Genomic DNA, 26,352 nt, shown 5'->3' on the forward strand with positions numbered 1-26,352 from the left:
AGAGGGAATCCACGCATCGCGGGCCCATTGCGGGAGGCGCTGTCCACCTGCCCCGACGGGCGGTCCTGTCGCTAAACTAAGCCGAATCGGATGTATCTGGGGAGAGCGTGCACGGGCGCGGGCAGAGACATCCGGGACGACACAGGGATGATCGATTACGTGAACGGCACAACCGGCTCAACCGGTAGCTTCGCCGGTTCCTCCGCAGTGCCCGGCGTTAACCCGGCCAAGCTGGGAGATCACGTCGGCATGGCGTTCCGGCATGCCCCGATCGCCATGCTCGTCGCCGATAGCGGGGGACACATCCTGGAGGCGAACAAGGCGTTCGGCGCCCTCGCGGACCGAACGCCGTCCTCGCTGTGCGGCCAGCGCTGGCCCGAACTCCTGGCCGAAGGCGACAGAGCGACCGCCTGGGATCTGCACCGCGCCGCCATGGCCATCGCTGGCGGCGGCGGTTCCCGGGTCCTGCGGCTCGGCACACCCGGCAACGCGCCGCCGCGGATGGTCGTCGAGGTCCGCACGCTGCCCGCGGCCGAGAGCCCCGCCGCCGAGAACGGGACCGGCGATGGTGCGGCCGACTCCGCCGACTCCGGCGACGCGGTCCCTTCCGCCAGACCCGGCCACACCGAGGGCGGCGGCGCTCGTCGCACCCCCGCCGGTGTGGCGATCCTCTTCCGCGAACCGCTGCCCGACGAAGAGACCCTGCGCATCCTCACCGAGCTGCGCACCGAGAACGCCGGCGCCGTCCTGTGGAGCCTCGACCTGCGCACCGGGCGCCTCAGCGAGCTCTTCGGCCCCTCGCCCCTCGGCCGCACCCTCGCCGGCGACGCCCGCGACCTTGAGGACTGCCTGGCCCGCGTCCACCGCGACGACGTCGCCCGCGTCCGCGACGCACTGGAAGCCTCCCACCAGGGCCGCGACTACGAGCAGCGCTTCCGCATGTTCGACCGGTCCGGCGACGAGCACGCGCTGCACGCCCGCGCCCGCTTCGTCGACGGAGACCGGCCCCGGCTCATCGGCATCATCGACGACGTCACCGAGCACGTGCAGCTGGTCCGCCGCCTCGCCGACCGGCGCAGAATCGAGGCCGCGCAAGGGCGCCAGGTCACCGAACTGGCGGCGAAACTTGTCTCGGCCACCACCATCGACGAGGTCACCGGCCTCCTCACCGAGGAGTTCGTGCCGATCTTCGGCGGAACCACCGCACACGTCATGCTCGTCGTCGACGGTGTGCTCCGCGCGTCCCCCGCGTCGACCCGCAAGACCGACGCGATCGCCATGATCGACGGCCGCGACGCCGCCGACACCGACTACCCCATGGGCGCGGTCGTCCAGGACCGGCAGCCCCGCTTCTTCGAAAGCCGGGCCGAGGCGCTCGAACGCTTCCCCGCCGCCGCCGAGATCATGCACCACACCAGCGCGCAGTCCTGGGCCACGGTCCCCATTTTCGGCGACCGAAGAGTCGCGCTCGGCGTCTGGCAGGTCGCCTGGAACCAGCCGCATCACGCCACCCCCGACGAACGCGCCCTGATGCTGACCCTCGCGGGTCTGGCCGGGCAGGCCCTGCAGCGCGTCAGCCGCCAGCAGGCCGAACTGGAACTGGCCGACGCCATGCAGCGGCGCCTGCTCCCACCCCTGATCCCGGGGTTCGACGCCCTCGACATCGCTGTCCGCTACCTCCCCGCCCGCGCCGGGTGGCGCGTCTGCGGCGACTTCTACGACGTCATCCAGCTCCCCGACAACAAGGTCGGCCTCGTCGTCGGCGACGTCCAGGGCCACGGGGTGGAGGCGGCGGCCGCCATGGGGCAGATCCGCGTGGCGTTCCGCGCCTACGCCACCAACCAGGGAGACCCCGGCACCGTGCTGGCCGAGACCAACCGCCTGCTCGGCGAGACCGGCGAGATCGTCTTCGCCACCTGCGGCTACCTCGTCCTCGACCTCGCCAGCGGCGAGATGCAGGCCGCCTGGGCCGGACAGCCCCCCGCCGTGGTCGCCACATCGGAGGCCTTCGAACTGTGGGAGCCGGAGACCGGACCGCCCGTAGGCGTCGACGCCGACGCCAAGTACCCGGTCTCCACCCGGCGCCTGCGGCCCGGCGAAAGCCTGCTCATGTGTTCCGACGGGCTGCTGGAAAGCTCCGAGTTCACCATGGACGCCGGCCTGCGCCAAGTCGGCACGGTCGTACGCGACCGCCACGACGAGGGTGTCCAAGCCATCGCCACTACCCTGACCGAGCTGATCCCGGCGGGACGCGGCGACGATATCGCCGTCCTCGCCATCCGCAGGCACGGCTCCGGCGACTAGTCCGGCGGCTCCCATACCGGGCGAGACCGGGCGAGCGAAAACGACACACCCGGGCCCGGCCGCTGGCATCCCGTGTGGACGCGATCGCGGTCGCCTCAGGGGGCAGGACGTGGTCCAAGCCCCAGAGCCGCACCCGGACACCGGGCACGGGACGATCCTCCCAGCGGAGCACACCCTCGACGCCATCGGAACCGCACACCGCTATTAGGCTGGAACACGTGTCCGAAACACTGTTCGACGACGCTGGCGCCGAAGCGCAGCGCAGCCAGGAGCCCCTTGCCGTGCGGATGCGTCCGCGGACCCTCGACGAGGTCGCGGGCCAGCACCATCTGCTGGGAAAGGGCAGCCCGCTACGCCGGCTCGTCGAAGACGACGCCCCCATGTCGTTATTCCTGTGGGGCCCTCCCGGCACCGGTAAGACCACACTCGCCACCGTCGTCAGCAGGGTGACCAACCGGCGGTTCGTCGAGCTGTCCGCCGTGACCGCCGGAGTGAAGGACGTCCGCGCCGTCATCGACGACGCCCGCCGCCAGATGGGCATGCGCGGGACCCGCACCCTGCTCTTCGTCGACGAGGTGCACCGCTTCAACAAGACGCAGCAGGACGCCCTGCTGCCCGCCGTGGAGAACCGCTGGGTGAGCTTCATCGGCGCGACCACCGAGAACCCGTTCTTCTCCGTGGTGAGCCCGCTGCTGTCCCGCTCGCTGCTGCTCACCCTCGAATCACTGGGCGACGACGACATCCGCTCGCTCCTCGACCGCGCCCTCACCGACGAGCGCGGCCTCACCGGGCGCTACGCCCTCACCGAGGAGGCGACCGAGCACCTGGTGCGCCTCGCGGGCGGCGACGCGCGGCGCTCGCTGACCTACCTGGAGGCCGCCGCTCTGGTCGCTGGGGACCGCTCGGAGATCACGGTCGACGACGTCGAGCGCGCGGTCGACCGCCACGCGGTCCGCTACGACCGCTCCGGCGACCAGCACTACGACGTCATCAGCGCGTTCATCAAGAGCATGCGCGGCAGCGACCCGGACGCGGCCCTCCACTATCTGGCCCGGATGATCGAGGCGGGGGAGGACCCGCGCTTCATCGCGCGGCGCCTGGTCGTGCACGCGAGCGAGGACGTCGGCATGGCGGATCCCACCGCGCTGCAGGCCGCGGTCGCCGCCGCGCAGGCGGTGGACCTCATCGGCCTGCCCGAGGCGCGGATCAACCTGGCCCAGGCCGTCATCCACATCTCGCTGGCGCCCAAGTCCAACGCCGTCATCAGCGCGATCGACGCGGCCATGGGCGACGTGCGCAAGGGGCTGGGCGGGCCGGTCCCCCCGCACCTGCGCGACAGCCACTACAAGGGCGCCAAGGAGCTCGGCCACGGGCAGGGCTACAAATACGCCCACGACTACCCCGGCGGCGTCGCTCCCCAGCAGCATGCCCCCGACGCCGTTGCCGACCGCGAGTACTACACCCCCACCTCACACGGTGCCGAACGCCGCTTCGGCGAGATCCTGCAACGACTGCGGCAGGTGCTGCGCGGGCAGTGAGCGGCGCGGGCCAACGGGCGCCGCGGGCGGCTGAGGTACAGGCGCGGCCGCCTGCACCCGCACCCGCGTCACCGACCGCCGACCGCGGTCAGTCCAGAGGCTGGGGGAACAGCTCGGTGATCTTGACAATCCGCCGCTGCCCGTCCTCGTCCCTCTTCTCGGCGAACTCCACCTCGGCGATGACGAGGTCGCCCCACCCCAGGTAGTCGATGAACTCCTGGCCGGTCATCTCGTAGGTACCGCGGCCATCTTCGATGTGGCCCGGCCCAGGCTGGCAGAACCGGGCGCACAACACCTCGGCCTCCGGGTCGATGACGGCCGTCAGCCGCTCGCTCGTCGTCTCGTCCCACTGCGCCGACCAGTCCCGCGGGGTGAGGAACCCGGGGTCCCCCCCGGTGTCGTCGTCCTCGCGCTCGACCTCGACGTAGACCCACGGGCCGTCGACGGGGTTGTCCTGCAGGGTGGGGTCGAACCGTGCCACCGTGGTGCCCTGCTCCCGCTCCGGCGTGGGCGACGCGGCTGCCGGAGCGGCCTCCTGCCGGCCGCCCCCACTCAGCGCGCTGTTGGCCGCCCACAAGCCCCCGCCGATGACGGCCAGCGCCACGGCCGCGCCCACGGCCGCGAAGACGGTCTTGCGGATCCGCAGGTCCGGCCCCTCCTGGAGGGTGACCACCCGCGGCAGCCGCGCGGGCTCGATGACGCCCTGCCACTCCCGCGTCAACACGCGGGTGACCGCTGTCCCGGGCACCGGCCGCTCGTCCTGCTCCGCGTGGGTGTCGCTCTCCTCCCACGCGGCGATGGAGCCGCCGATGAGCTCGCGGACCGTGGGCCGCTCGGCCGGGTCCTTGGCCAGGGCACGGCCGACCAGGGGCAGCAGGGCGGCGGGAACACCCGTGAGATCCGGCTCTTCGTTGGCCACGCGCGCGGCCACGATGTGCGGTTCGGCGAGGCCGAACGGGAGCCGCCCGGTCGACGCGAAGGTCATCACGCCGCCCCAGGCGAAGACGTCCGCGGCCGGGCTGGGCGGGTCGCCCGCGTGCCGCTCGGGACTCAGCCAGGTGGCCGCCGCCGAGCGCAGGTGCGCGTCGTCGCCGGGCAGCGCGCAGTCGAGGATGCGCGGGCCGCCCGTACCGAGCAGGACGTTGCTGGGCTTGAGGTCGCCGTGCGCGACGTTGGCGGTGTGTAGGGCGGAGAGGCCCTCGGCCAGGCCGGCCGCCAGCGCCACGATCCGCCCCGGCCCCAGCGCGCCGCGTCTGCGGACGTACTGGGCCAGTGGGATTCCCGACACGTATCCCATGGCCAGCCACGGGGGCGACGCGAAGGCATCGAAGGCGATCGGCGGGACGTAGCAGCGGCCGTCGACGTGGGACAGCGCCTCCAGGCGCTGGTGCAGCAGCTCGCGGGTGGCGTCGTCCTTGAGGTGGGAGGAGGTCAGCGCTTTGACGGCGACGAGGGGGTCGTCGGTGACCGCGGGGTTGACTGCCGCGTAGACGCTCCCTGTTCCGCCCGACCCGATTCTGCCGATCACCAGGTAGGGGCCCAACCGGCGGGGTTCACCGCGGGAGAGGGGGAGGAGGTTCGGTGGTACCAGAACGGAGATCTCGCGCTGCGAACGTCGGCTCATGGGGGTCCTGTCGTTCTATCCGTCGTGCCCCGGGGGATGAGGGAGCCCGGCGGCGCAATCGTAGCCAAATCGCGTGCTCTGCCTCGATTCTCCGCGATCCGCCCGCGTTCGTCGATGTCCGGACGGTGTCCAATAGCGGGGAATCCGCAGGCCGCGCGGCCGATGCCGGGTGTCGCGGCCGCCGACCGCGGCCCGCCCTAACGGGCCGCCCGGGGTCAGCGCGCCCGGCGGGGCGGCGCCTCGGGAACCGGGCCGGGGCCCATGGGGGAGGAGGCGGGACGCCGAAGTGCCCCCCGCCAGAGCCGCGGGCGAACGACCGCCGTTGAACGGCGGTGCCATCACGGTGCTGGAGATCGCGCGCGGACGCGTCCCGCGGGCACAACAGCTGCCTCCCCGCGTGCGGGGGCACTGCGCGCGGTGTTCCGCGGCGGATGTCGTTCTTGTCTCTTCTGCGTCGCCACTCTTTCGGGGCACGCAGTGGGGAAGCGGATGACCGCCGCACGGGACGCGATAGGGTCTGCCCTATTCGGATCTTCCGGACCCCACCGACGCGAGCGTGAACGAGCGAGCGAAGGCGTCGACGCTGATTGGCCGGAGGCCCTGATGTGTCGGCGGTGGAGCGAGTGAGGAACGTGAGCGCGGGAGGAACACCTACGAGCAGCCGCCTGAGCCGCTGAGATTCCGGGGCGTAACGCCGCCGTGCGCGCGCCGCGGTGCCGGGACCGGTGCGGGGCCTTTCCCCGTGGCGTCCTGCCCGGAGACCGAACGACCCCCGATCGTCAAACGGAGCCCTCATGCTGACCGGAGGAGAGCTGGCCGCCCTCATCGCCGCCGTGGTGTGGACGGTTCTGGTCGCGTTCCTCTGCGTGACCCTTGTCAAGCTCACACGGCTGTTGTCGGAGATGACCAAGGTCGTGTCGGACCTCGGTGAACGCGCCCGGCCCCTGCTGGACGACGTCGCCTCTACCGTGGAGCGCACCGGAAACTCCCTCGACCGCGTCGAGGAGATCACCGCCAACGTCGCGAACACCACGGAGGACGTCTCCACCATGACCGCCCTGACGCGCTCGGTGTTCACGGGGCCGCTGGTGAGGCTGGCGTCCTTCTCATATGCCGTCCGCCGGGTGGTCGGTCAGCGCCGGGCGCTGGCCCTGGTACGCAGTCGTCGCAGGAAGGAGCGCCGATGATCGGGCGTCTCTTTTATCTGGTCGCGGGCGCGGCCATCGGCGGGTATGTTGTGCACAGGCTCAACCGCACGGTACGTGCGTGGAGCCCGGGCGGTATCGCCGACCGCGTCGAGGGCCACGTCGCAGAGCACCGCGCCGCCCTCCGCGAGTTCAACGAGGACGTCCTGGACGCCATGGAACACCGCGAGGCCGAGCTGCGGCGCCTCTATGGTGGCGGGCAGCGTGGCCCGCACAGCGGGAAGGGAATATCGCCCGGCCGCCCCGCGCTCCCGACTGGAAGAGCAACCGATTCGCATGGCGCAACCGACGCCCCCTACCTGAAGGACGGCCGCTGATGGAGACGGCAGAAATCGCTCGCCGCTTCCTCGCTTTCTTCGAGAACAACGGGCACACCGTGGTCCCCTCGGCAAGCCTCGTCGCCGAGGACCCCACGCTGCTGCTGGTGAACGCAGGCATGGTGCCGTTCAAGCCGTATTTCCTCGGCCAGCGCACGGCCCCCTACACCCGCGCCACCAGCGCACAGAAGTGCGTGCGCACCGTTGACATCGACGAAGTGGGCAAGACCTCCCGGCACGCGTCGTTCTTCCAGATGCTGGGCAACTTCTCCTTCGGCGACTACTTCAAGGCCGAGGCCATCCCCTTCGCCTGGAAGCTGCTGACCGACCCCGCCGACCAGGGCGGATTCGGGCTCGACCCCGAGCGGCTGTGGGTCACCGTCTTCTTCGACGACGACGAGGCCGAGGCCATCTGGCGCGACAAGGTCGGCATCCCCAGCGAGCGCATCCAGCGCCGCGGCATGGAGGACAACTTCTGGTCGATGGGCGTACCCGGCCCCTGCGGCCCCTGCTCGGAGATCTACTACGACCGCGGCCCCGCCTACGGCGTCGAGGGCGGCCCGGTCGCCGACGAGAACCGCTACCTTGAGGTGTGGAACCTCGTTTTCATGCAGTTCGAGCGCGGTCCCGGCGAAAGCAAAACCGACTTCGAGATCCTCGGCGACCTGCCGCAGAAGAACATCGACACCGGCATGGGCCTAGAGCGCATGGCCGCCATTCTGCAGGGTGTCGACAACATTTACGAGACCGACACGCTGGGCACCATCCTCAGGCACGCCGCGGAGCTCTCCGGCACCAAGTACGGCGAGAACGAGAAGATGGACGTCAGCCTGCGCGTCGTCGCCGACCACGTCCGCACCGCCACCATGCTCGTGGCCGACGGCGTCAAGCCCGGCAACGAGAAGCGCGGGTACGTGCTCCGCCGGATCCTGCGCCGCTCCATCCGCAACATGCGCCTGCTCGCCGGAGCGGCCGAGGACCGGCACTACATGCACGACCTCACCGCGACCGCCATCCGGGTCATGGGTGACCTCTACCCCGAGCTGCGCACCAACGCCGAGGCGATCCACAGTGTGATCGACGCCGAGGAGAAGAACTTCTCCGACACACTGCGCTCGGGCACGACCCTGTTCAACCGCGTCGCGGAGCGCACCAAGGCCAGCGGGCACACCCAGTTCTCCGGTGCCGACGCCTTCCAGCTCCACGACACCTACGGCTTCCCCATCGACCTGACCCTGGAGATGGCCGCCGAGCAGGGACTCAGCGTCGACGAGGGCACCTTCCGCTCGCTGATGCAGGAGCAGCGGGACGCCGCCAAGCGCGACGCGAAGTCCAAGAGGCTCGGCAACGCCGACATCAGCGTCTACGCGCGGCTGCTCGACGGCTCCGGCACGACCGACTTCCTCGGCTACACCGACCACGAGAGCGAGTCCCGCGTCCTGGGCCTGATCGTGGATGGCCAGCCGGTCACCGTGGCCCGCGCGGGCGACCGCGTCGAGCTGGTGCTGGACCGCACCCCGTTCTATGCCGAGAGCGGTGGCCAGCTTGCTGACAAGGGCACCATCGCCAGCGACGGCCGCAGCCTCGTCGACGTCGACGATGTGCAGAAGCCCGTCCCCGGGCTGTTCGTGCACCGCGGCACGGTGCGTGCCGGCGAGCTCGCCGTGGACGACAACGTCCACGCCGTGATCGACAGCGACCGGCGCGCGTCCGTCTCCCGCTCGCACTCGGCCACCCACCTGATCCACTCGGCTCTGCGCAACGCACTGGGCACCGGCACCGGCCAGGCCGGGTCGGAGAACCAGCCGGGACGGCTGCGCTTCGACTTCACCGCCAACAAGGCGATGACCCCGGCCGAGCTCGCCGAGGTCGAGGAAGAGGTCAACACCGTCCTGTCCGGCGACATCCAGGTGCGCGACTTCCAGACCTCGCTCGACGAGGCGCTGGCCATGGGCGCCCTGGCCATGTTCGGCGAGAAGTACGGCGACCGGGTCCGCGTCGTGGAAATGAGCGACTACTCCCGCGAGCTGTGCGGAGGCACGCACGTCGGGGCCACAGGCCAGCTCGGCATCGTCAAGCTGCTGGGCGAATCCTCGGTGGGGTCCGGCGTGCGCCGGGTCGAGGCCGCCGTCGGCATCGACGCCTTCCGCCGCCTGTCCAGGGAGTCGATGCTCGTCGGCCAGCTGTCCGACCAGCTCAAGGCGCCGCGCGAGGAGCTGCCGCAGCGCATCGACGCGATGGTCTCCCGCCTTCGCGCCGCGGAGAAGGAGATCGAGAAGCTGCGCGCGGCCCAGGTTCTGCAGGCCGCCGGCGGGCTGGCGGCCAACGCGCGCGAGGTCGGCCCGGCGCGCGTCGCGACGCACCGCGCCGACGACGGCGTCACAGCTGACGACCTGCGCAAGCTCGCCCTCGACGTGCGCGGCCGTCTCGGCGAGGACAGCCCGGTGGTCGTCGCCGTGGCGGGCGTCCCCAAGGATCGCCCGGTCGTCGTGGTCGCGGTGAACAAGGCCGGACAGGAGCGCGGGCTGGCGGCCGGTGAACTCGTCGGCGTCGCGGCCCGTGTTCTGGGTGGCGGTGGCGGCGGAAAGCCCGACGTCGCCCAGGGCGGCGGAACCGACGCCTCGGCCGTCGACGCGGCCCTGCGCGCGGTGGAACAGAGGATTTCTGAGTCGGTGTGATCTCATATGGGATGTGTCGGTCCTGATGGTGTTCGGCACATCCCGTTGGGATACGCCCAGACTGCCCCACCGCGATCGATCATCCCCGTGCGAGCGGACCAGCCCGGCCGTCCGTCTCCTACGCCCGCAGGCGCGCGGGGCGAGAAAGGAACCGAGTGTTGATCCCTCATTCCCTGTGCACCCCTGTCGCGGCCGCTCGTCCGGCACCGAGTTCCGGGCGTGACGCCCGGGGCACCACGGCCGCGGCCCCCGGCATCTCCGTAGCGGCCGCTGCGCACCAGGGGGAGCCCACTCGTTGAGGCACGGCGTACGTCTCGCGGTGGACCCCGGCAACGCACGCATCGGGGTCGCGAGCAGCGACCCGAGCGGCCTGCTGGCCACCCCCGTCGAAACCATCCCCCGCGGCAGCGGTGACCTGGACCGAATCGCGCGGCTCGTGCTGGAGTACGAAGCGCGCGAGGTCATCGTGGGGTACCCCGCCTCGCTCTCCGGTCAGGAGGGCCCCGCGGCCCGCGGCGCCCGCCAGTTCGCGGAGGCGCTCGCCACCAAGCTGGCACCGATACCAGTCCGCCTCGTCGACGAGCGGCTGACCACGGTGACCGCACAGGGCCAGCTACGGTCCGGCGCCTCCTACGGCAAGCGCGGTGCCAAGGGCGGCAAAGCGCGCCGGTCCGTCATCGACCAGGCCGCCGCCACGGTGCTGCTGCAGAGCGCGCTCGACATGGAACGGCAGACCGGGCGCCCCCCAGGGGAAGTGATCGGTGACCCCGCATGAGCGACAACGACAACTACGGTGACCATCCCTGGGGCGGACGGCCGCCCGAGGAGCGGCCGTACGGCGACCCGCCTCCCTACCGGGGGCGCCGCGCCCGACGGGACCAGGAACAGGAGTACGCGGCCGATCCGCTGACCGGCCCCCTCCCCGGAACGTCCGGGGCGCCACGCCGCCCCGCCCCCGACCCGCTGACCGACCCCTGGCCGCGCGAAGCCCCGCCCCGGCGCGCCGCGCCGGCTCCCCACGACACCTCCGGCCACCCCCTCCCGCCGTCCGGTTACCCGGGCCGCGGCGACGCTGTTTCCCCCCAGTCGTTCGACCCCGGCGCGGAGCGTCCCCGCGGCCGCCGCCACCGGGACGGTCCCGACCAGAGCGGCGGGCCCGGCGGCTATCCGGCCAACGCCGGATACCCCCCGGAGACCGCCTACCCCACCGGCCACGACACGGGATCCCACATCCAGCGGCCGGGCGCCGAGGAGAGCGGGCGCGGCCGACGCCATCGGCGCGACACCGGCTCCGTCCCCTCCTACGGCACCCCCGCCGACCCGCTTCGTACGCCCGCGCACGCCGGAGACGCCGACGGGACGGCCGGAGAGGACGGACACCGCCACGCGGGCACCCCCGGTCCGGCCCCGACCGCGGGGAGCGAGACCGGGGGATTCCCGGCACACGCCCCCAGCACCGACGACCGTCCACGCGGGCGTCGCAGGAGGCGCGCCCCCGAGACCGACGCCGCCCCGGAGCACACCGGTGCCCGCCCGGTGGAGGGCGACGACGCGCCATCCCGCCACCGCGGCCGTCGCGCGGCCGACGCCTCCGAGCCGCGCGGTCGGCGCGCACGTGGTGACGAGGCCGCGGGACGGCGCGGTTACGCCGCCGTCCCCAACGACGACGAGGGGTGGCTGGAGCAGGTCCGCTCCGACGCCGACGACGAGGACCTGGAGCCGGTCGCACCCCGCGTCCTCGACTTCGACGCCGTTCCCGTGCGCCGTAAGGGCGGACGCGGGAAGAAACATGACGTGGACTCCGACGAGACCAAGGGCAAGGCCAAGAAGCGCCGGGGCCGGAAACCGGCGCCGGCCGAGGACGGGCTGGAGCAGGAACGCCCGCGCCGTTCGCGGCGCGCCGCCCCGGAGGACGACGAACGGCCCTTCCCACGCCGGCGGCGCCGCGCGGCTCCGCCGGAGGAGACCGACGCGGCGGTCGCCGCCAGCGGCGCTGCGGAGTCGTCCCCGCCCGCTGCACCGGACGATCCGGCCGATCGGGACGACGACGCGGATCTGGCCGCCGAGGGAGGCGTGGACGGCGGCGCGTTCGACTCACGGGACGAGGCGGAGCCCCGCCCCCGCGGGCGCGGTCGGCGTGCCCGCGCGGGCCGGGCCTCCCGCGGGTCGGGCCGAGGACGCGGCGGCCCGGGGAAGAAGACCGCGCTGCTGGCGGCGCTGGCGCTCGTCGTCGTGCTCGGCGGCGGTGGGGCGTGGGGCGCCCGTACCTACGTGTTCCCACCCGACTACAGCGGCGAGGGGAAGGGCGAGGTCGAGGTCGTCATCGCCCAGGGCGAGCACGGATCGCAGGTGGCGCAGGCCCTGGCGGACGCCGGTGTCGTGGCCAGCCCGCGCGCGTTCCTCAACGCGCTCACCGACGAGCAGGCCAACAAGCTGTCGCCCGGCACCTACCAGTTGCGCTCCGAGATGAGCGGGGAGGCGGCGGTCGAGCTGCTCCTCGATCCCGCGTCGCGCGTCGGCGAGCGCGTCACCTTCAAGGAGGGCATGCGGGGACAGGAGGTCCTGGACCTCCTCGCGGAGAAGACCGACCTGTCCAAGGACGACCTGGAGGCCGCCTACGCGGACACCGACGCCCTGGGCCTTCCCTCGTACGCGAAGAAGGGACCGGAGGGCTACCTCTTCCCCGACACCTACACGATCACGCCCAGCGACACGGCGCCCAAGGTACTCAAGCGCATGGTCGACCGGTACAAGGCGGTGGCGGACGCACCCGACGTCGACATCGAGGCGAACGCGAAGAAGGCGGGCCACACACCGAACGAGATCATGGCCATCGCGTCGATCGTCCAGGCCGAGACCGGGTCCGTCGAGGACATGCCCAAGATCTCCCGGGTCGTCTACAACCGGCTGGAGGAGAACATGGAGCTGGGCATGGACAGCACCTGCTTCTACGTGCTCGGCCTGCACGGCATCGCCCTGACCAACGCGCAGGTGGCCGAGTGCAAGAGCAAGGACAGCGACTACGCCACCTACGGCCGCAAGGGGCTGCCGGCCGGTCCGTTCGTCGCGCCGGGCAAGGACGCCATCATGGCGGCGCTGCAACCGGCCAAGGGCGACTGGCTGTACTTCGTTGCCACGGACCCCGAGAACGGGGTCACCGAGTTCGCCGACACCTACGCGGAGTTCGAGCGGCTCAAGCAGAAGTTCAACGAGAGTCAGAGGAACAACTGATGCGCGCGGCCGTCCTGGGCTCCCCCATCGAGCATTCGCTCTCCCCCGTCCTGCACTCCGCCGCATATAAGGCCCTGGGGCTGGCGGGGGAGTGGAGCTATGGGCGCTACGAGTGCGACGAGGCGGGTCTGCCCGGCTTCCTCGCGGGGTGCGACCGCACCTGGGCGGGGTTGTCGCTCACGATGCCGCTGAAGCGGGTAGCGCTGGAGCTGGCGGATGAGGTCGACACCCTCGCCGTCGAGGTCGGAGGGGCGAACACGCTCGTGTTTCGCGAAGGCCGCGTGCACGCCCACAACACCGACGTCGCCGGGATTATGGAGGCGCTGCGGGAGGCGGGGACCACCGAGGTGCGGTCGGCGACGGTTCTCGGCGGCGGCGCTACGGCGGCCTCCGCCGTGGCCGCGTTGCGCGGACTGGGAGCCCGGACAGCGGGCGCCATCACCGTCTTGGCGCGCGACCCCGCCCGCGCGGCAGGGGTGGAGGAGGCCGCGCGGCGGATGGGGCTGCGGATCGATGTGCGGCCACTGAGTGAGCTCGAAAAGCACGTCGACGCCGACCTCGTCGTCTCCACGCTCCCGGCGGGGGCGGCCGACCGCCTGGCCCCGGTCGTCGCGGGGGGACGCGCCCCCGTGTTCGACGTTGTCTACAGCCCGTGGCCGACCGAACTCGCGCGAGCGGTGGCAGGGGGCGCGGCGACGGACCCGGGGGGAACAGCCGCCGGGAAGACCGTGGTCGGCGGGTTCCCGATGCTGCTGCACCAGGCCGCCGTGCAGGTCGAACTCATGACCGGGGTGGAACGGGCCCCTGTCGAGGCCATGCGCGCGGCGGGCGAGGCGGAACTCCGCCGCCGGGCCGTTTCCCCGTAGCGGGAGAAGGTCGGTCTCCGTCGGCGACGTGCCGGAGGGGTCCACCTTCCCGCGGCTTGTCGCCGCGCCCCTGGGCGGTGCGGAATATCCGTCCACCTCGGCCGTGTTCTGTGACACGGGGGATAGGACCACGGATCCGGGCGGTCGGGGCGTTCGAAAACCTGTAGTAGTCTTGCTAGGGTTGGAAATGACCTGATCCGGTGCGGCGACGCGCCGGATACGTAAGCGGAGGCTGATCCTCCCACCTGTGGGGCCTGAGCCCACGCAGGTCCCGGTCGGCGACGAGCAGCGCCACCCGCCATCGGCGGTGGCGGTGGACGCGTGTGAAGAGGCGCCCGTCGAAGGACATGTCCTTCGGGCCGCGTACTTCGCGCCCGTCGCCGTACATCGGTGGATCTACCCCGCTTGCGACTGCTGGCGGGGTTTTCGCTTTTCACGGCCTACCGGGGCCGGGTGACCCCCGACACAAGCAAATACGACGAAGCTAGGGAGGGGTCCCATCAGCGCCGAGCCCCGCATTAATGACCGCATCCGGGTTTCCGAGGTCCGTCTCGTCGGGCCCAATGGCGAGCAGGTCGGAATCGTCCCGGTGCAGGACGCGCTGCGCCTTGCCCAGGAGGCCGACCTCGATCTTGTCGAGGTCGCTCCGACCGCCCGCCCGCCGGTCGCCAAGCTGATGGACTACGGCAAGTACAAGTACGAGTCCGCGGTCAAGGCGCGCGAGTCGCGCAAGAACCAGTCGAACACGATCATCAAGGAGATCAAGCTCCGTCCGAAGATCGACCCGCACGACTACGAGACCAAGAAGGGTCACGTGGTGCGGTTCCTCAAGGGCGGGGACAAGGTCAAGGTGACGATCATGTTCCGCGGCCGGGAGCAGTCCCGGCCCGAGCTGGGGCGTCGACTGCTCGCCCGGCTGGCGGAGGACGTCCAGGACCTCGGCGCGGTCGAGTCGCAGCCGAAGCAGGACGGCCGCAACATGGTCATGGTGATCGGCCCGCACAAGCGCCGTTCGGAGCACAAGGCCGAGGCCCGCGCGGCCGCCGGTGGCGGCAAGGGCCGCCGTGAGCCGGCGCAGCGGGAACAGGTCGGCCAGGAGGGCTGACGACCTCCCGGGCGAACCCGGAGCGTCCCACCCGCCGTCGCGAAGTCGGGCAGCGGGAGGGTGAAGGCCGTGCTACCGCCGCTGGCCCCTGTGTCAGCGGCGGCATCGGGCCTCCCGGCTGGGGGACACGGTCGGTGGTACATCGCGCCACCGCGATCGCGTGTCTAGGCCGGACTAGCAGATACCCGTGCGCCGGGTTCGCCTGTGCCCAGTGCAAGCAAGACAGCACCACCCCAATCCGAGGCGGTGCCGAGTGAGTAGGAGACGACGGCGACAATGCCGAAGAACAAATCGCACAGCGGAGCCAGCAAGCGCTTCAGGGTGACCGGCTCCGGCAAGATCATGCGCCGCCGTGCCAACAAGAACCACCTGCTTGAGCACAAGCCGACCAAGCGCACCCGCCGTCTGACCGGCGACGTCGAGCTGGCCAAGGCCGACACCAAGATGATCAAGAAGCTGCTCGGCTAAGAGCCGCCTGCACATTCGTTCGACATCGGCCCTCCGGCGACACCGGATCCGGCCGACCGGTGGCGTGGTGAGCGCACACCGGAAACCTATGAGGGAGTCACAGTGGCACGCGTGAAGCGGGCTCTCAACGCCAAGAAGAAGCGCCGGGTCGTCCTCGAGCGCGCCAGCGGTTACCGCGGCCAGCGGTCGCGCCTTTACCGCAAGGCCAAGGAGCAGATGCTCCACTCGATGACCTACTCCTACCGGGACCGCAAGGACCGCAAGGGCCAGTTCCGCAAGCTCTGGATCCAGCGGATCAACGCCGGCGCCCGCGCCAACGGCCTGACCTACAACCGGTTCATGCAGGGCCTGAAGGCCGCGGGTATCGAGGTCGACCGGCGGATGCTCGCCGAGCTGGCCGTCAACGACGAGGCGGCCTTCGCCGCTCTGGTCGAGACCGCCAAGAAGGCCATCCCGGCCCCCTCCTCCTCCACGACCGCGGCCTAGTCCCGCGGACGAGAAGAGCGAGACGCGATGGCGAGCCACGAGTTCACGAGTATCCGGTCACCCCGAATCAAGGGGGCTCGTCGGCTCGCCAAACGCGCCTTCCGGCAGCGTGAGCGCCGGTTTCTGGCCGAGGGTCCGCAAGCCGTGCGCGAGGCGCTGGCCGCGCCCAGCGGGGTCCAGGAGCTGTTCGCGACCGCCGACGCCGTCCAGCGCCACAGCGAGCTCGTCGACGCCGCCTACGCGGCCGGTATCCCGGTGCACCGGGTGAGCCTGGAGGTCATGTCCGAGCTCGCCCAGACGGTGACCCCGCAGGGGGTCATCGCCGTCTGCGACTTCGTCGACGTCCCCCTCGCGGAGGTCGGCGACATCCGGCTCGCGGTCGTGCTGTCGCACGTGCGCGACCCCGGCAACGCGGGGACGGTGCTGCGCACGGCAGACGCGGCCGGCGCCGACGTCGTCATCTTCACCGACGCGTCGGTCGACCCCTACAACGGCAAGTGCGTGCGCGCCTCGGCCGGAAGCCTCTTCCACCTTCCCGTCGTCGTGGGCATGCCCACCGCTGACGCCATCGACCACCTGCGCGGCCTGGGCGCCGGCGTGTTCGCCGCCGACGGCAGCGGCCCGCGGGACCTGCACGCCGCCGCCGACGCCGGATCCTTCGACGACCGCGTCGCCTGGGTCTTCGGCAACGAGGCCTGGGGCCTGCCCGCGGAGACCGTCGCGCTGACCGACACCGCCGTCAGTGTCCCCATCTACGGGTCGGCCGAAAGCCTGAACCTGGCCACCGCCGCGGCGGTCTGCCTCTACACCACGGCGCGTGAGCAGCGCTCCGCCGCCCGCCCCGGCACCGCCGCCGACCACCGCGGCTGACCCGGACCACGGCCGCCGGATCCGGGTAGCGGCCACTGATCGCACTCGGCGTCCCTGGGGCCGACCGGGTGCTCCCCGGGCGTTCCGCCCGCCCAAGCTGGTATTCCGGGACCAGGTCAGGTCCATGCGTTCTCATGCATCAGAGGCGTAACAACCCGTAATTCGGGTCGCCGCTCCAGCTCCGGCTTTCCTGCCTGGTAGAACGCTTCTCCGACTGCGGAGCGTAACACTTTGCCCCGGTACCTCCCCGCCGTGCCGGGTTGCTGCGGCCCCCGTCGTTCCCGCTACGCTCAGGGATCTCGACTCGGAACGGCGCGGTCGGAGGGCCGGGCGTGGAATCCGTCGCGTAGTCACGGTGACCGGCGGGTAATGGTCTTCAGACGGAATCGCCGGGAGTGTCACCGGGGAGGGCCGACTACAGGGCGTCGCGTTCCAGCGACGCGGATGGTCACATGAGGGCGTCGCATGAGGGCATTGGGGAGGCCGGTCGTGAATGGCGACCATTCGACGGACCGTCGTCACGCGGGACCTCACGGAGCGGCTGACACCCTGCTGTCCGCCGACGACCTCCCCGACGGCCTGATCGTCGCCGACGGCGCCGGCCGCGTTGTGACCTTCAACCGCATGGCCGCACGCCTGTCCGGCGTCCCCGCGGACGCGGCCCTGGGCAGCGACTTCCGCGACGTACTACCGCTGCACGACGCCGACGGCCGCGACTGGTGGAAGTGCAGTGACCCCTACGGGGGCCTCAGGATCCGCACCCGGCAGCCCGAGCGGCTGCTCTTCCTCGACGACGGGCGCGAGATCCTCATGGCCGCGCGCTATGTCCGCGACCGGCCCCTCGGCGACCTGGTCCGGCTGGTCGTCACCCTGCGGTCCGCCGCCCACCGCAGCCGCGACGAGCGCCGCAGCGCCGACCTCATCTCCACGGTCGCCCACGAGCTGCGCTCCCCGCTCACCAGCGTCAAGGGCTTCACCGCGACCGTGCTCACCAAGTGGGACCGGCTCACCGAGAAGCAGAAGATCTTCATGCTGGAGACGGTCAACGCCGACGCCGACCGCGTCACCCGGCTCATCACCGAGCTGCTCAGCGTCTCCCGGATCGAGTCCGGCCGCCTGGAGCTGCGGCGCCACGTCGTCGACCTGGCCGACCGCGCCCGCAAAGTGGTCGCCGGGCGCGTCGCCGCCGGAGACCCCGAGGACCGGTTCCGGGTGGAGGCGCACGGCCCGCTACCGGAGATGTGGCTCGATGCCGACAAGGTCGAACAGATCATGTCGAACCTCGTGGAAAACGCGGTACGGCACGGCGCTGGTACTGTCACCATAGTGATCGAGCCGTATGAGGGAGGAGCAGCGGTGTCGGTGCGCGACGAAGGCAAGGGCATACCGTCCGAGGCCGCTTCGCGCGTATTCCGCCGTTTCTGGAGCAGCAGGCGCCGGGGCGGCACCGGCCTTGGGCTGTTCATCGTCAAGGGCCTGATCGAGGCCCACGGCGGCGCGATCACAGTGGGCCGCGCACCCAGCGGCGGGGCGGAGTTCCGATTTACCATGCCCGCCGGTACGCCCGAGTTCGCCTGAGCGAACCTGGAGCGGGCCGCGGCGGGCGGTTCTTCCCAGCATTCCTGTCGGCTTGAGCCCGCCGCCTCAGCGGTGGGCCGTGACGACCGCTCCGCCCGTCCGACGGGCGAGGGCGGTGAGGCAACCAACCATGTCTGCACCCAATAGTTCCTATGACCCGGTCGAGGTGACCCCCTTGCATCCGGACGAGGTCGCCCGGATGCGCGACGAAGCTCTGGCCGCGATCGCCGCGGCCGACTCGCTCGACGCGCTCAAGGAGGCACGCATCGCCCACGCCGGCGACCGCTCGCCCCTCGCCCTGGCCAACCGCGAGATCGGCGCGCTGCCCCCGGCGGCCCGCGCCGAGGCGGGCAAGCGCGTCGGCAGCGCCCGGCGCGAGGTCTCCGAGGCCCTCAAGGCCCGCCAGGCCACCCTGGAGGAGGAGCGCGACGCCCGCGTTCTCGTCGAGGAGACCGTCGACGTCACACTGCCGTGGGACCGTGTCCCCCGCGGCGCCCGGCACCCGCTGACCACCGTCGCCGAGCGCATGGCCGACATCTTCGTCGGCATGGGCTTCGAGGTGGCCGAGGGCCCCGAGGTCGAGGCCGAGTGGTTCAATTTCGACGCGCTCAACTTCCTGCCCGACCACCCCGCCCGCACCATGCAGGACACGTTCTTCGTGGAGTCCGCCTCCGGTGGGGAGTCGGGGCTGGTGCTGCGCACGCACACCTCCCCGGTCCAGGTCCGCGCGCTGCTCGAACGCGACCTCCCGCTCTACGTCGTCGCCCCCGGCAAGACCTTCCGCACCGACGAGCTGGACGCCACCCACACCCCCGTCTTCCACCAGCTGGAAGGCCTGGTGGTCGACGAGGGCATCACCATGGCCCACCTCCGCGGCGCCATCGACGCCTTCGTCGCGGGCATGTTCGGCGAGGGCCTGCGCACCCGCTTCCGCGCGTCCTACTTCCCCTTCACCGAGCCGTCGGCCGAGGTCGACATGGAGTGCTTCGTGTGCCGCGGCGCGTCCGTGGGCAACCCCGACGCCCCCTGCCGCACCTGCAGCTCCGAGGGCTGGATCGAGATCGGCGGCTGCGGCGTGGTGAACCCCCGGGTCCTCGTCGCCGCGGGAGTCGACACCGACCGCTACAGCGGCTGGGCGTTCGGCCTGGGCGTGGAGCGAACCCTGATGTTCGCCCACGGAGTGAAGGACATGCACGACATGGTCGAGGGTGACGTCCGGTTCACCTCGGCGTTCGGGATGGAGATCTGATGCGCGTCCCCGTTTCCTGGCTGCGGGAGTACGTCGAGCTGCCGGCCGACGTCACCCCCCGCGCCCTCGCCGCCAAGCTGATCGCGGCCGGACTGGAGGTCGAGACCGTCGACGAGGTCGGCGCCGACATCTCCGGCCCGATCGTGATCGGCCGTGTCCGCGAGATCGAGGAGCTCACCGGCTTCAAGAAGCCGATCCGCTACTGCCGGGTCGACGTCGGCACCGCCAACGGCTCCGGCGAGGAGCAGAACATCATCTGCGGCGCCCGCAACTTCTCCGAGGGCGACCTCGTCGTGGTGGCGCTGCCCGGCGCCGAACTGCCCGGCGGCTTCACGATCGGCTCCCGCACGACCTACGGCAAGATGTCCGAGGGCATGATCTGCTCGGCGGCCGAGCTCGCTCTGTGGGAGGACCACGAGGGCATCATCGTGCTCCCCGAGGACTTCGGCGCCCCGGGCACCGACCTCTACGGCCCGCTGGGGCTGCGCGAGGACGTCCTGGACATCGCCGTCACCCCCGACCGCGGCTACGCGCTGTCGATGCGGGGGGTCGCGCGCGAGGTCGCCGCCCTCTACGAAGTGCCGTTCCACGACCCCGCGGAGATCCGGGTCGACGGAACACCCGGGGCGGGCTGCCCCGCCTCCGTGACCGGGCCGGAAGGCGCCAGCGGGGCGGCCATCTGCAGCAACTACGTCCTGCGCGGCGCCACCGGGTTCGACGCCGACGCCCCCACGCCGCTGTGGATGAAGCGCCGACTCGCGCTGACGGGCGTGCGCTCGATCTCGCTGGCGGTCGACGTCACCAACTACGTGATGATGGAGCTGGGCCAGCCGCTGCACGCGTGGGACCGCGCCAAGCTGCGCGGCCCCATCGAGGTGCGGCTCGCCCGCGTCGGCGAGCGGCTGGAGACGCTCGACCACGTCAAGCGCACCCTGGACCCCGACGACATCCTCATCACCGACGCGTCGGGCCCCATCAACATCGCGGGCGTCATGGGCGGTCTCGACACCGAGATCGGCATGACCTCCACCGACGTGATCGTCGAGGCGGCGCACTTCGACGACCGGCACATCGCCCGCACCTCCCGGCGGCACCAGCTCTCCTCGGAGTCCTCGCGCCGCTTCGAGCGGGGGATCGACTCCCAGCTGCAGCTGGCGGCCGCCACCCGCGCGGTCCGGCTGTTGGGCGAACTGGGCGGGGCGAGCGTCGAGGACGGCTACACCCACGTCGACCTGAGCACCCCCCGCCAGCCGATCGACCTGAGCGCCGACCACCCCGGCCGGGTCGCGGGCGTCGCCTACCCCCGCGAGCGCGTCGTCACCCGCCTCGTCGAGGTGGGCTGCGAAGTGGCGGACCCCCAGGCCGACACCCTGCAGGTCACCCCGCCGTCGTGGCGGCCCGACCTCACCGACCCCAACGACCTCGCCGAAGAGGTCATCCGGCTGGAGGGCTACGAGAACATCCCCTCCATCCCGCCGCGCGCCCCGGCCGGGCGCGGGCTCACCCCCAGCCAGCGCCTGCGCCGCTCCGTCGGCCGAGGGCTCGCCGGTGCGGGCTTCGTCGAGGTGCTGAGCTACCCGTTCGTCGGCGAGCGCGACTTCGACGGGCTGCAGCTCGACGCCGACGACCCGCGGCGCCGCACCCTGAAGCTCGCCAACCCGCTCAACGACGACGAGCCGCTGCTGCGCACCACGCTGCTGCCCGGCCTGCTCAAGACCCTGGCGCGCAACGTGGGCCGCGGCTTCGCCGACGTCGCCCTGTTCGAGACGGGCCTGGTCTACCGGCCGAAGCCGGGCGCACCGGAACGGGCGCCCATGCTGCGGGTCGATCGCGGCCCCGCGGCCGAGGAGCTGGCGTCCGTGGAGGCCGCCCTGCCCGACCAGCCGCGCCGCGTGGGCGCGATCCTGGCCGGTGACCGCGAGCCCTCCGGCTGGTGGGGTGAGGGCCGCGCCGCGACGTGGGCCGACGCCATCGAGGCCGCCCGTGAGGTGGGCCGCGCCGCCGACGTGGAGCTGACGCTCCGCGCCGACCAGCACGCCCCCTGGCATCCGGGACGCTGCGCCGCCCTGTACGTGGCCGCGGAGGGCGCCGAGGGCGGGGAGATCCTCGTCGGGCACGCCGGCGAGCTGCACCCGCGGGTCATCGCCGCCTACGGCCTGCCGCCGCGCGCCGTCGCGATGGAGGTCGAGCTCGACCTCATCGAGCGTGTCGTCGCACCCGTACGCGCCCCGGAGGTGTCCACCTACCCGGTGGCCACCCAGGACGTGGCGCTCGTGGTCGACGCCGCGGTGCCCTCCGCCGACGTCGAGCGGGCGCTGCGCGACGGCGCTGGCGAGCTGCTGGAGAGCATCCGGCTGTTCGACGTCTACACCGGAGAGCAGGTCGGCACGGGACGCAAGTCGCTCGCCTACACGCTGCGGCTGCGCGCCCGCGACCGGACGCTGACGGCGGAGGAGAGCACGGCAGCGCGCGACGCCGCCGTGGCCGCCGCCACCGAGCGCACGGGGGCGGTCCTGCGCGGCTAGCCGCCACTGGTTCTCCCCGGCGCTGGTCCACCTGGACGGCCCGACCCGACGAACACGGCCCCGCCGCCCGGTCCACGACCGGGCGGCGGGGCCGTTAACGTGGGCGATGAAGCACTTTTCGGGTGCTTTTTTCCGAATCGTTTTTGCAGGTCGTGAGCGGTTTCGCGGATGCCTTTCAAGGGTAGCGCGAATGATCGCTGTAAATCCGGGGAGGATTTCTTGTTTCGTCTCTTGAACCCGGACCAGTCGGCAAATTAGCCTGCTGGCATCTGCCGCGATCGAGGGCTCCCGGGCCGTCGCGGAACAGCGGTTTTTCTTGGTGTTTGCCTGTGGCGTTGGCACGTATAACAAGGCTCGGAGGTCGCTCTATGAGCGCAACAGTGGCTTCGTATGCGCGTACTACGACCAAGCAGCAGGAGCCAGGTCGTTTCTGGCACACCTTCTGCGATATGCACGACGTCACGCGGACCCAGAAGTTCATGGTGACCCGGGCCGAGGGCGTGTGGCTGTGGGACGACAGCGGCGACCGCTTCCTCGACGGAACCGCGAGCCTTTGGTACTGCAATGTGGGGCACGGGCGGACGGAGATCGCCGACGCCGTGCACCAGCAGATGACCCGGCTCGACGCCTACACCGTGTACGGGGACTTCGCCAACGGTCCCGCCCTGGAGCTCGGTGAGCGGCTGACCGCGCACGCGCCGGTGGTCGACCCGCGGGTGATCCTGACCTGCGGGGGCGGGGAGTCCATCGACACCGCGGCGAAGCTGGCCCGCCGCTACTGGGGGGTGACCGGCCATCCCGGGAAGACCCACCTGATCAGCCGCGCCGGCGGCTACCACGGGCTGCACGGGTTCGGCACCAGCATCATCGGGATGGAGCGCTTCCGCACCGGGTTCGGTCCGCTCATCGAGGACGTCTCCGTCGTCCCGCACGACTCGGTCGAGGCCTTGGAAGCCGAGATCCTGCGCGTCGGTCCGGAGAACGTCGCCGCGTTCTTCGCCGAACCCGTCATCGGCGCCGGCGGCGTCTACCCACCGCCAGGCCCGGACTACTTCGCCGCCGTGGCCGAGGTGTGCCGCCGTTACGGCGTGCTGTTCATCGTCGACAGTGTCATCTGCGGGTTCGCCCGCATGGGCACGTGGTTCGGGATCGAGCGCTACGGCGTGTGCCCCGACATGATCGTCTTCGCGAAGGGCGTCAGCAGCGGCTACCTCCCGCTGGGCGGCGTCATCGTCAGCGGGGAGGTGGCCGAACCGTTCTGGAACCGGCCGGGCAACCCCTTCCTCCACGGAACGACGTACGCGGGGCATCCGGCGTGCTGCGCCGCGGCCATGGCCAACCTCGACATCCTGGAGCGGGAGGACCTGTTCACGGTCTCGCTGGAGATCGAGGCGCAGCTGGACGCCGCCGTGCGCCAGCTCGCCGACCACCCGATGGTCGGCGAGGTCCGGGCGGGCACGGGGGTGATGGCGGCCGTGGAACTGTCGTCGGAGGCCCTGGACGAGCGGGGGATCACCACGGCCGAGGTGTTCCACGAGGCGCGTTCGCGCGGGGTGATCCTCCGCCCGGTGCCGCGCGCCTTGCTGATCTCACCGCCGTTGATTATCACCTGGGAGCAGATCGAGCACCTGGTGGGCACGCTGCGCTCCGCTCTGGATGCGGTCTCGGCCGCACACGACGGTGCGCAGCCGGGCACGGCCGGTGCGGCGGGCGACTGATGGAGGCAAGACGACAGGGGGCGCGTGCTGGGGACGCTGGGTGATGGCGCTGTTCCGGATTAGCTACTGTCCGGAATATCACCTCCGCGAGGATGAGCGTTTCCTTATCCAGGAAGATGCTTCTTGTTAGCATCAGAGGAACGGGTGACGATTGCGGGGAGTGCACCATGAGTACGCGGACCGAGGCGGTTGCGGACCAGGAGATCGGCGACGACGAACTGATCACCGCCTGGGGGCTGCTCCACGAGGCGCTGCACACCACAGGGCCGCTGCTGCTGCGCGACATCGACCCCAGCGGGGGTGACATGTCGGGTCCGTGGTTCGAGGTGCTGATCCGGCTCCAGCGCTCGCCCGGCCACCGCCAGCCCATGAGCAAGCTCGCCCGCGAGGTGAGCCTGAGCAGCGGCGGCTTCACCAAGCTCGCCGACCGGCTGGAGCGCAAGGGTTACCTGGTGCGCACGTCGTGTCCCTCGGACCGGCGCGTCGTCTATGCCGAACTCACCGAGGCCGGGCAGGAGCTGGCCAACGAAGCCCGGGCGCGGCACGTGGTGCTGCTGCGCGAGCACGTGCTCCGCCCGCTCGGCGAGGACGGCCTGCGCACGATGGCCGAGCTGGCCCGCACGCTCCGGGACACCGCCCTGGCGTCCTGACGGCCGCGCCGTGCTGGCGCGGCCGTCAGCGCGCGTTGCGCGAAAGCCGCGGGTCGCGGACTTCGGCGTCTGGCGTGCCCGAGTAAGTGCGGACCGATAATCTGTTCGGCGATCAGGCGTGCACGCTCCACCCCCCAGGGCAGTGCGGAGGTCGGCGCACGAGGCCGCGGCCACGTGCGCCGGGAGTGCGGTGCGTGCGCTCCCTGAAGCCGACCAACCAGCGCTGACCCGTCAGCACCGAGCAGTCCGGGGGCCCGACATGAAACTCTTCGCCAGTGCGGCCGAGATGCGCGCCATTCCACGGTCGGCGGAGTTTCGCAATGGAGGCGTCTCCTTCTGGTACCGGCAGACCGGACTACCCGAGCGCCGTCCCGCACTGCCCGGATCCGCCGACTACGACGTGTGCATCGTCGGCGGCGGCTACACCGGCCTCTGGAGCGCCTACTACCTGAAGAAGGCCCAGCCCGATCTTCGCGTCGCGGTCCTGGAGCGCGAGTTCGCCGGCTTCGGCGCGTCCGGGCGGAACGGCGGCTGGCTGTCCGCGGAGTTCGCCGGGCCCCGGGAGAGGCTGGCCGACGCGCACGGCAAGGGCGCGGTCATCGCCCTCCAGCGCGCCATGATGGCCGCCGTCGACGAGGTCATCTCCACCGCCGAGCGGGAGGGGATCGACGCCGACATCATCAAGGGCGGGGTGCGCATGGTCGCTACTAACCCCGCGCAGCGCGCCCGCCTCGACGCGGAGGTCGGCTACCTCCACGAGTGGGGGTACTGGCCGGAGGACCTGTACATGATCGAGCACGGCTACGAGCCGCGGCTCCAGGTGGACGGCGCGGTGCTGGCCTCCTACAGCCCGCACGCCGCGCGGATCCAGCCGGCCAAGCTGGCGCTCGGGCTGGCGGCGGCCGTCACACGGCTCGGCGTGGACATCTTCGAGGACACCGCCGTCACCGAGATCCGCCCCCGCGAGGGGGAGCAGCGCCCCGCCGCCGTCACCGGGAACGGCGAGGTGCGGGCCGACTTCGTCATCCGCGCCACCGAAGGCTTCACCTCCACGCTGCAGGGGGAGCGCCGCGCGTGGCTGCCCATGAACAGCTCGATGATCGTGACCGAGCCGCTGACCGATGACATGTGGAAGCACATCGGCTGGGACGGGCACGAGGTGCTGGGTGACGCGGCGCACGCCTACTTCTACGCGCAGCGCACCGCCGACGGCCGCATCGCCATCGGCGGGCGCGGCGCGCCCTACCGGTTCTCCTCGCGGCAGGACGACCACGGACGCACCCCGCCGCAGGCCATCGCGGAGCTGTGGCGGGTGCTGGCCCGGCTGTTCCCGATCGCCTCGGAGGTGCCGGTCGCCCACGCGTGGTCCGGCGTGCTGGGTGTGCCGCGCGACTGGTGCCCGACGGTGCACCTGGACCCCGAGACCGGTGTGGGCTGGGCCGGAGGCTACGTCGGCAGCGGCGTCGCCGCCTCCAACCTCGCCGCGCGCACCCTGCGCGATCTGGTCCTGGGCACACCGACCGACCTGACCCGCCTCCCCTGGGTCGGACGCCGCGTCCGAGACTGGGAGCCCGAGCCCCTGCGCTGGGTGGGGACCCAGGTCGTCTACGGCCTCTACCGCGCCGCCGACCGCCGCGAATCCGACCGCGTCAGCCACACCTCCCGCTTCGCGGGCCTCGCCAGCCGCATCGCGGGACGGTGAGCCTCGGCGGCCCGCCTCCAGCGCACCGTCCGGGCCGAGCCCGCGGCGCCCGGTGCCCGGTTTGCCCCACGTTCCCCGCGATGATCATGGGAGTTGTCCCGGTTCTGTCCGGCTCAAGTTTCGGGTTTTTGGGGTGGAGGGGTGAGAGATTGCTTGCCCTGAGGTGAAACGACCCCCGCCCCCTGCAACGCAGGCGCAAAACAAGGGAAGCATCGGCAGTGCCAAAAAAGACCTCGTA

General features: G+C 71.6%; 19 protein-coding genes. 18 read left to right on the top strand and 1 reads right to left on the bottom strand.

The features are described 5' to 3' along the window. Positions 1–249 precede the first annotated feature (249 nt). Both ABD259_RS24790 and ABD259_RS24795 read left to right on the top strand, forming a co-directional pair. The gene (locus ABD259_RS24790) at positions 250–2,304 is read left to right on the top strand and encodes a SpoIIE family protein phosphatase (RefSeq protein WP_412759427.1); all 2,055 of its coding nucleotides are present in this window, start codon (positions 250–252) and stop codon (positions 2,302–2,304) included. Positions 2,305–2,522: 218 nt separating this feature from the next. Next, positions 2,523–3,842 carry a replication-associated recombination protein A gene (locus ABD259_RS24795; protein WP_344165601.1) on the top strand — a complete coding sequence of 440 codons (1,320 nt, stop codon included), beginning with the start codon at positions 2,523–2,525 and terminating at the stop codon, positions 3,840–3,842. A gap of 88 nt (positions 3,843–3,930) precedes the next feature. Here the strand turns inward: ABD259_RS24795 and ABD259_RS24800 are convergent, their stop codons facing one another. Then, complete coding sequence (locus tag ABD259_RS24800; RefSeq protein WP_344165604.1) at positions 3,931–5,466, bottom strand: serine/threonine-protein kinase; 1,536 nt, start codon at positions 5,464–5,466, stop codon at positions 3,931–3,933. A 794-nt stretch (positions 5,467–6,260) separates the two neighbouring features. Here ABD259_RS24800 and ABD259_RS24805 point away from each other — a divergent pair. From ABD259_RS24805 to ABD259_RS24880, 16 genes are all read left to right on the top strand, one after another. Further along, a complete protein-coding gene (locus ABD259_RS24805) occupies positions 6,261–6,653 on the top strand; it encodes a DUF948 domain-containing protein (protein ID WP_344105514.1) in 393 nt (130 codons plus the stop codon). Then, the gene (locus ABD259_RS24810; protein ID WP_344105512.1) at positions 6,650–6,988 is read left to right on the top strand and encodes a hypothetical protein; all 339 of its coding nucleotides are present in this window, start codon (positions 6,650–6,652) and stop codon (positions 6,986–6,988) included. Before ABD259_RS24805 ends, ABD259_RS24810 begins: the two co-directional genes overlap by 4 nt. After that, positions 6,988–9,666: an alanine--tRNA ligase gene (gene alaS, locus ABD259_RS24815; RefSeq protein WP_344105510.1), complete on the top strand. Its 2,679-nt coding sequence runs from the start codon at positions 6,988–6,990 to the stop codon at positions 9,664–9,666. The genes ABD259_RS24810 and alaS overlap by 1 nt, the downstream gene beginning before the upstream one ends. Before the next feature lie 295 nt (positions 9,667–9,961). Further along, positions 9,962–10,441 carry a Holliday junction resolvase RuvX gene (ruvX, locus tag ABD259_RS24820; RefSeq protein WP_344105508.1) on the top strand — a complete coding sequence of 160 codons (480 nt, stop codon included), beginning with the start codon at positions 9,962–9,964 and terminating at the stop codon, positions 10,439–10,441. Then, positions 10,438–12,897 (top strand): endolytic transglycosylase MltG, encoded by a 2,460-nt coding sequence (gene mltG / locus ABD259_RS24825; protein WP_344105505.1) that lies wholly within the window; start codon positions 10,438–10,440, stop codon positions 12,895–12,897. Before ruvX ends, mltG begins: the two co-directional genes overlap by 4 nt. Continuing rightward, positions 12,897–13,763: a shikimate dehydrogenase gene (locus ABD259_RS24830; RefSeq protein ID WP_344105502.1), complete on the top strand. Its 867-nt coding sequence runs from the start codon at positions 12,897–12,899 to the stop codon at positions 13,761–13,763. Before mltG ends, ABD259_RS24830 begins: the two co-directional genes overlap by 1 nt. A gap of 517 nt (positions 13,764–14,280) precedes the next feature. Continuing rightward, positions 14,281–14,868 (top strand): translation initiation factor IF-3, encoded by a 588-nt coding sequence (gene infC / locus ABD259_RS24835; RefSeq protein WP_344165619.1) that lies wholly within the window; start codon positions 14,281–14,283, stop codon positions 14,866–14,868. A gap of 276 nt (positions 14,869–15,144) precedes the next feature. Then, positions 15,145–15,336, top strand: coding sequence for a 50S ribosomal protein L35 (rpmI, locus tag ABD259_RS24840; protein WP_344105500.1), 192 nt, complete (start codon positions 15,145–15,147; stop codon positions 15,334–15,336). A 102-nt stretch (positions 15,337–15,438) separates the two neighbouring features. Next, positions 15,439–15,822, top strand: a complete 384-nt coding sequence (rplT, locus tag ABD259_RS24845; RefSeq protein WP_344105499.1) for a 50S ribosomal protein L20 — start codon at positions 15,439–15,441, stop codon at positions 15,820–15,822. Between the two features lie 27 nt (positions 15,823–15,849). Continuing rightward, complete coding sequence (locus ABD259_RS24850; RefSeq protein ID WP_344165607.1) at positions 15,850–16,692, top strand: TrmH family RNA methyltransferase; 843 nt, start codon at positions 15,850–15,852, stop codon at positions 16,690–16,692. Positions 16,693–17,166: 474 nt separating this feature from the next. Continuing rightward, positions 17,167–18,270: a sensor histidine kinase gene (locus ABD259_RS24855; protein ID WP_412759425.1), complete on the top strand. Its 1,104-nt coding sequence runs from the start codon at positions 17,167–17,169 to the stop codon at positions 18,268–18,270. Between the two features lie 130 nt (positions 18,271–18,400). After that, positions 18,401–19,519 (top strand): phenylalanine--tRNA ligase subunit alpha, encoded by a 1,119-nt coding sequence (gene pheS, locus ABD259_RS24860; protein ID WP_344105493.1) that lies wholly within the window; start codon positions 18,401–18,403, stop codon positions 19,517–19,519. Further along, positions 19,519–22,044 (top strand): phenylalanine--tRNA ligase subunit beta, encoded by a 2,526-nt coding sequence (gene pheT / locus ABD259_RS24865; RefSeq protein WP_344165613.1) that lies wholly within the window; start codon positions 19,519–19,521, stop codon positions 22,042–22,044. The genes pheS and pheT overlap by 1 nt, the downstream gene beginning before the upstream one ends. 449 nt (positions 22,045–22,493) lie before the next feature. Then, on the top strand, positions 22,494–23,762 hold the full coding sequence (locus ABD259_RS24870; protein WP_344165622.1) for an aminotransferase family protein: 1,269 nt from the start codon (positions 22,494–22,496) through the stop codon (positions 23,760–23,762). Positions 23,763–23,929: 167 nt separating this feature from the next. Next, positions 23,930–24,412, top strand: a complete 483-nt coding sequence (locus ABD259_RS24875) for a MarR family winged helix-turn-helix transcriptional regulator (protein ID WP_344105488.1) — start codon at positions 23,930–23,932, stop codon at positions 24,410–24,412. Between the two features lie 259 nt (positions 24,413–24,671). After that, positions 24,672–26,114 carry an NAD(P)/FAD-dependent oxidoreductase gene (locus ABD259_RS24880; protein WP_344165616.1) on the top strand — a complete coding sequence of 481 codons (1,443 nt, stop codon included), beginning with the start codon at positions 24,672–24,674 and terminating at the stop codon, positions 26,112–26,114. The last annotated feature ends 238 nt before the right edge of the window (positions 26,115–26,352 follow it).

Source organism: Nocardiopsis rhodophaea, assembly GCF_039530945.1.
In the GTDB taxonomy this organism is placed as follows: Bacteria; Actinomycetota; Actinomycetes; order Streptosporangiales; family Streptosporangiaceae; genus Nocardiopsis_C; species Nocardiopsis_C rhodophaea.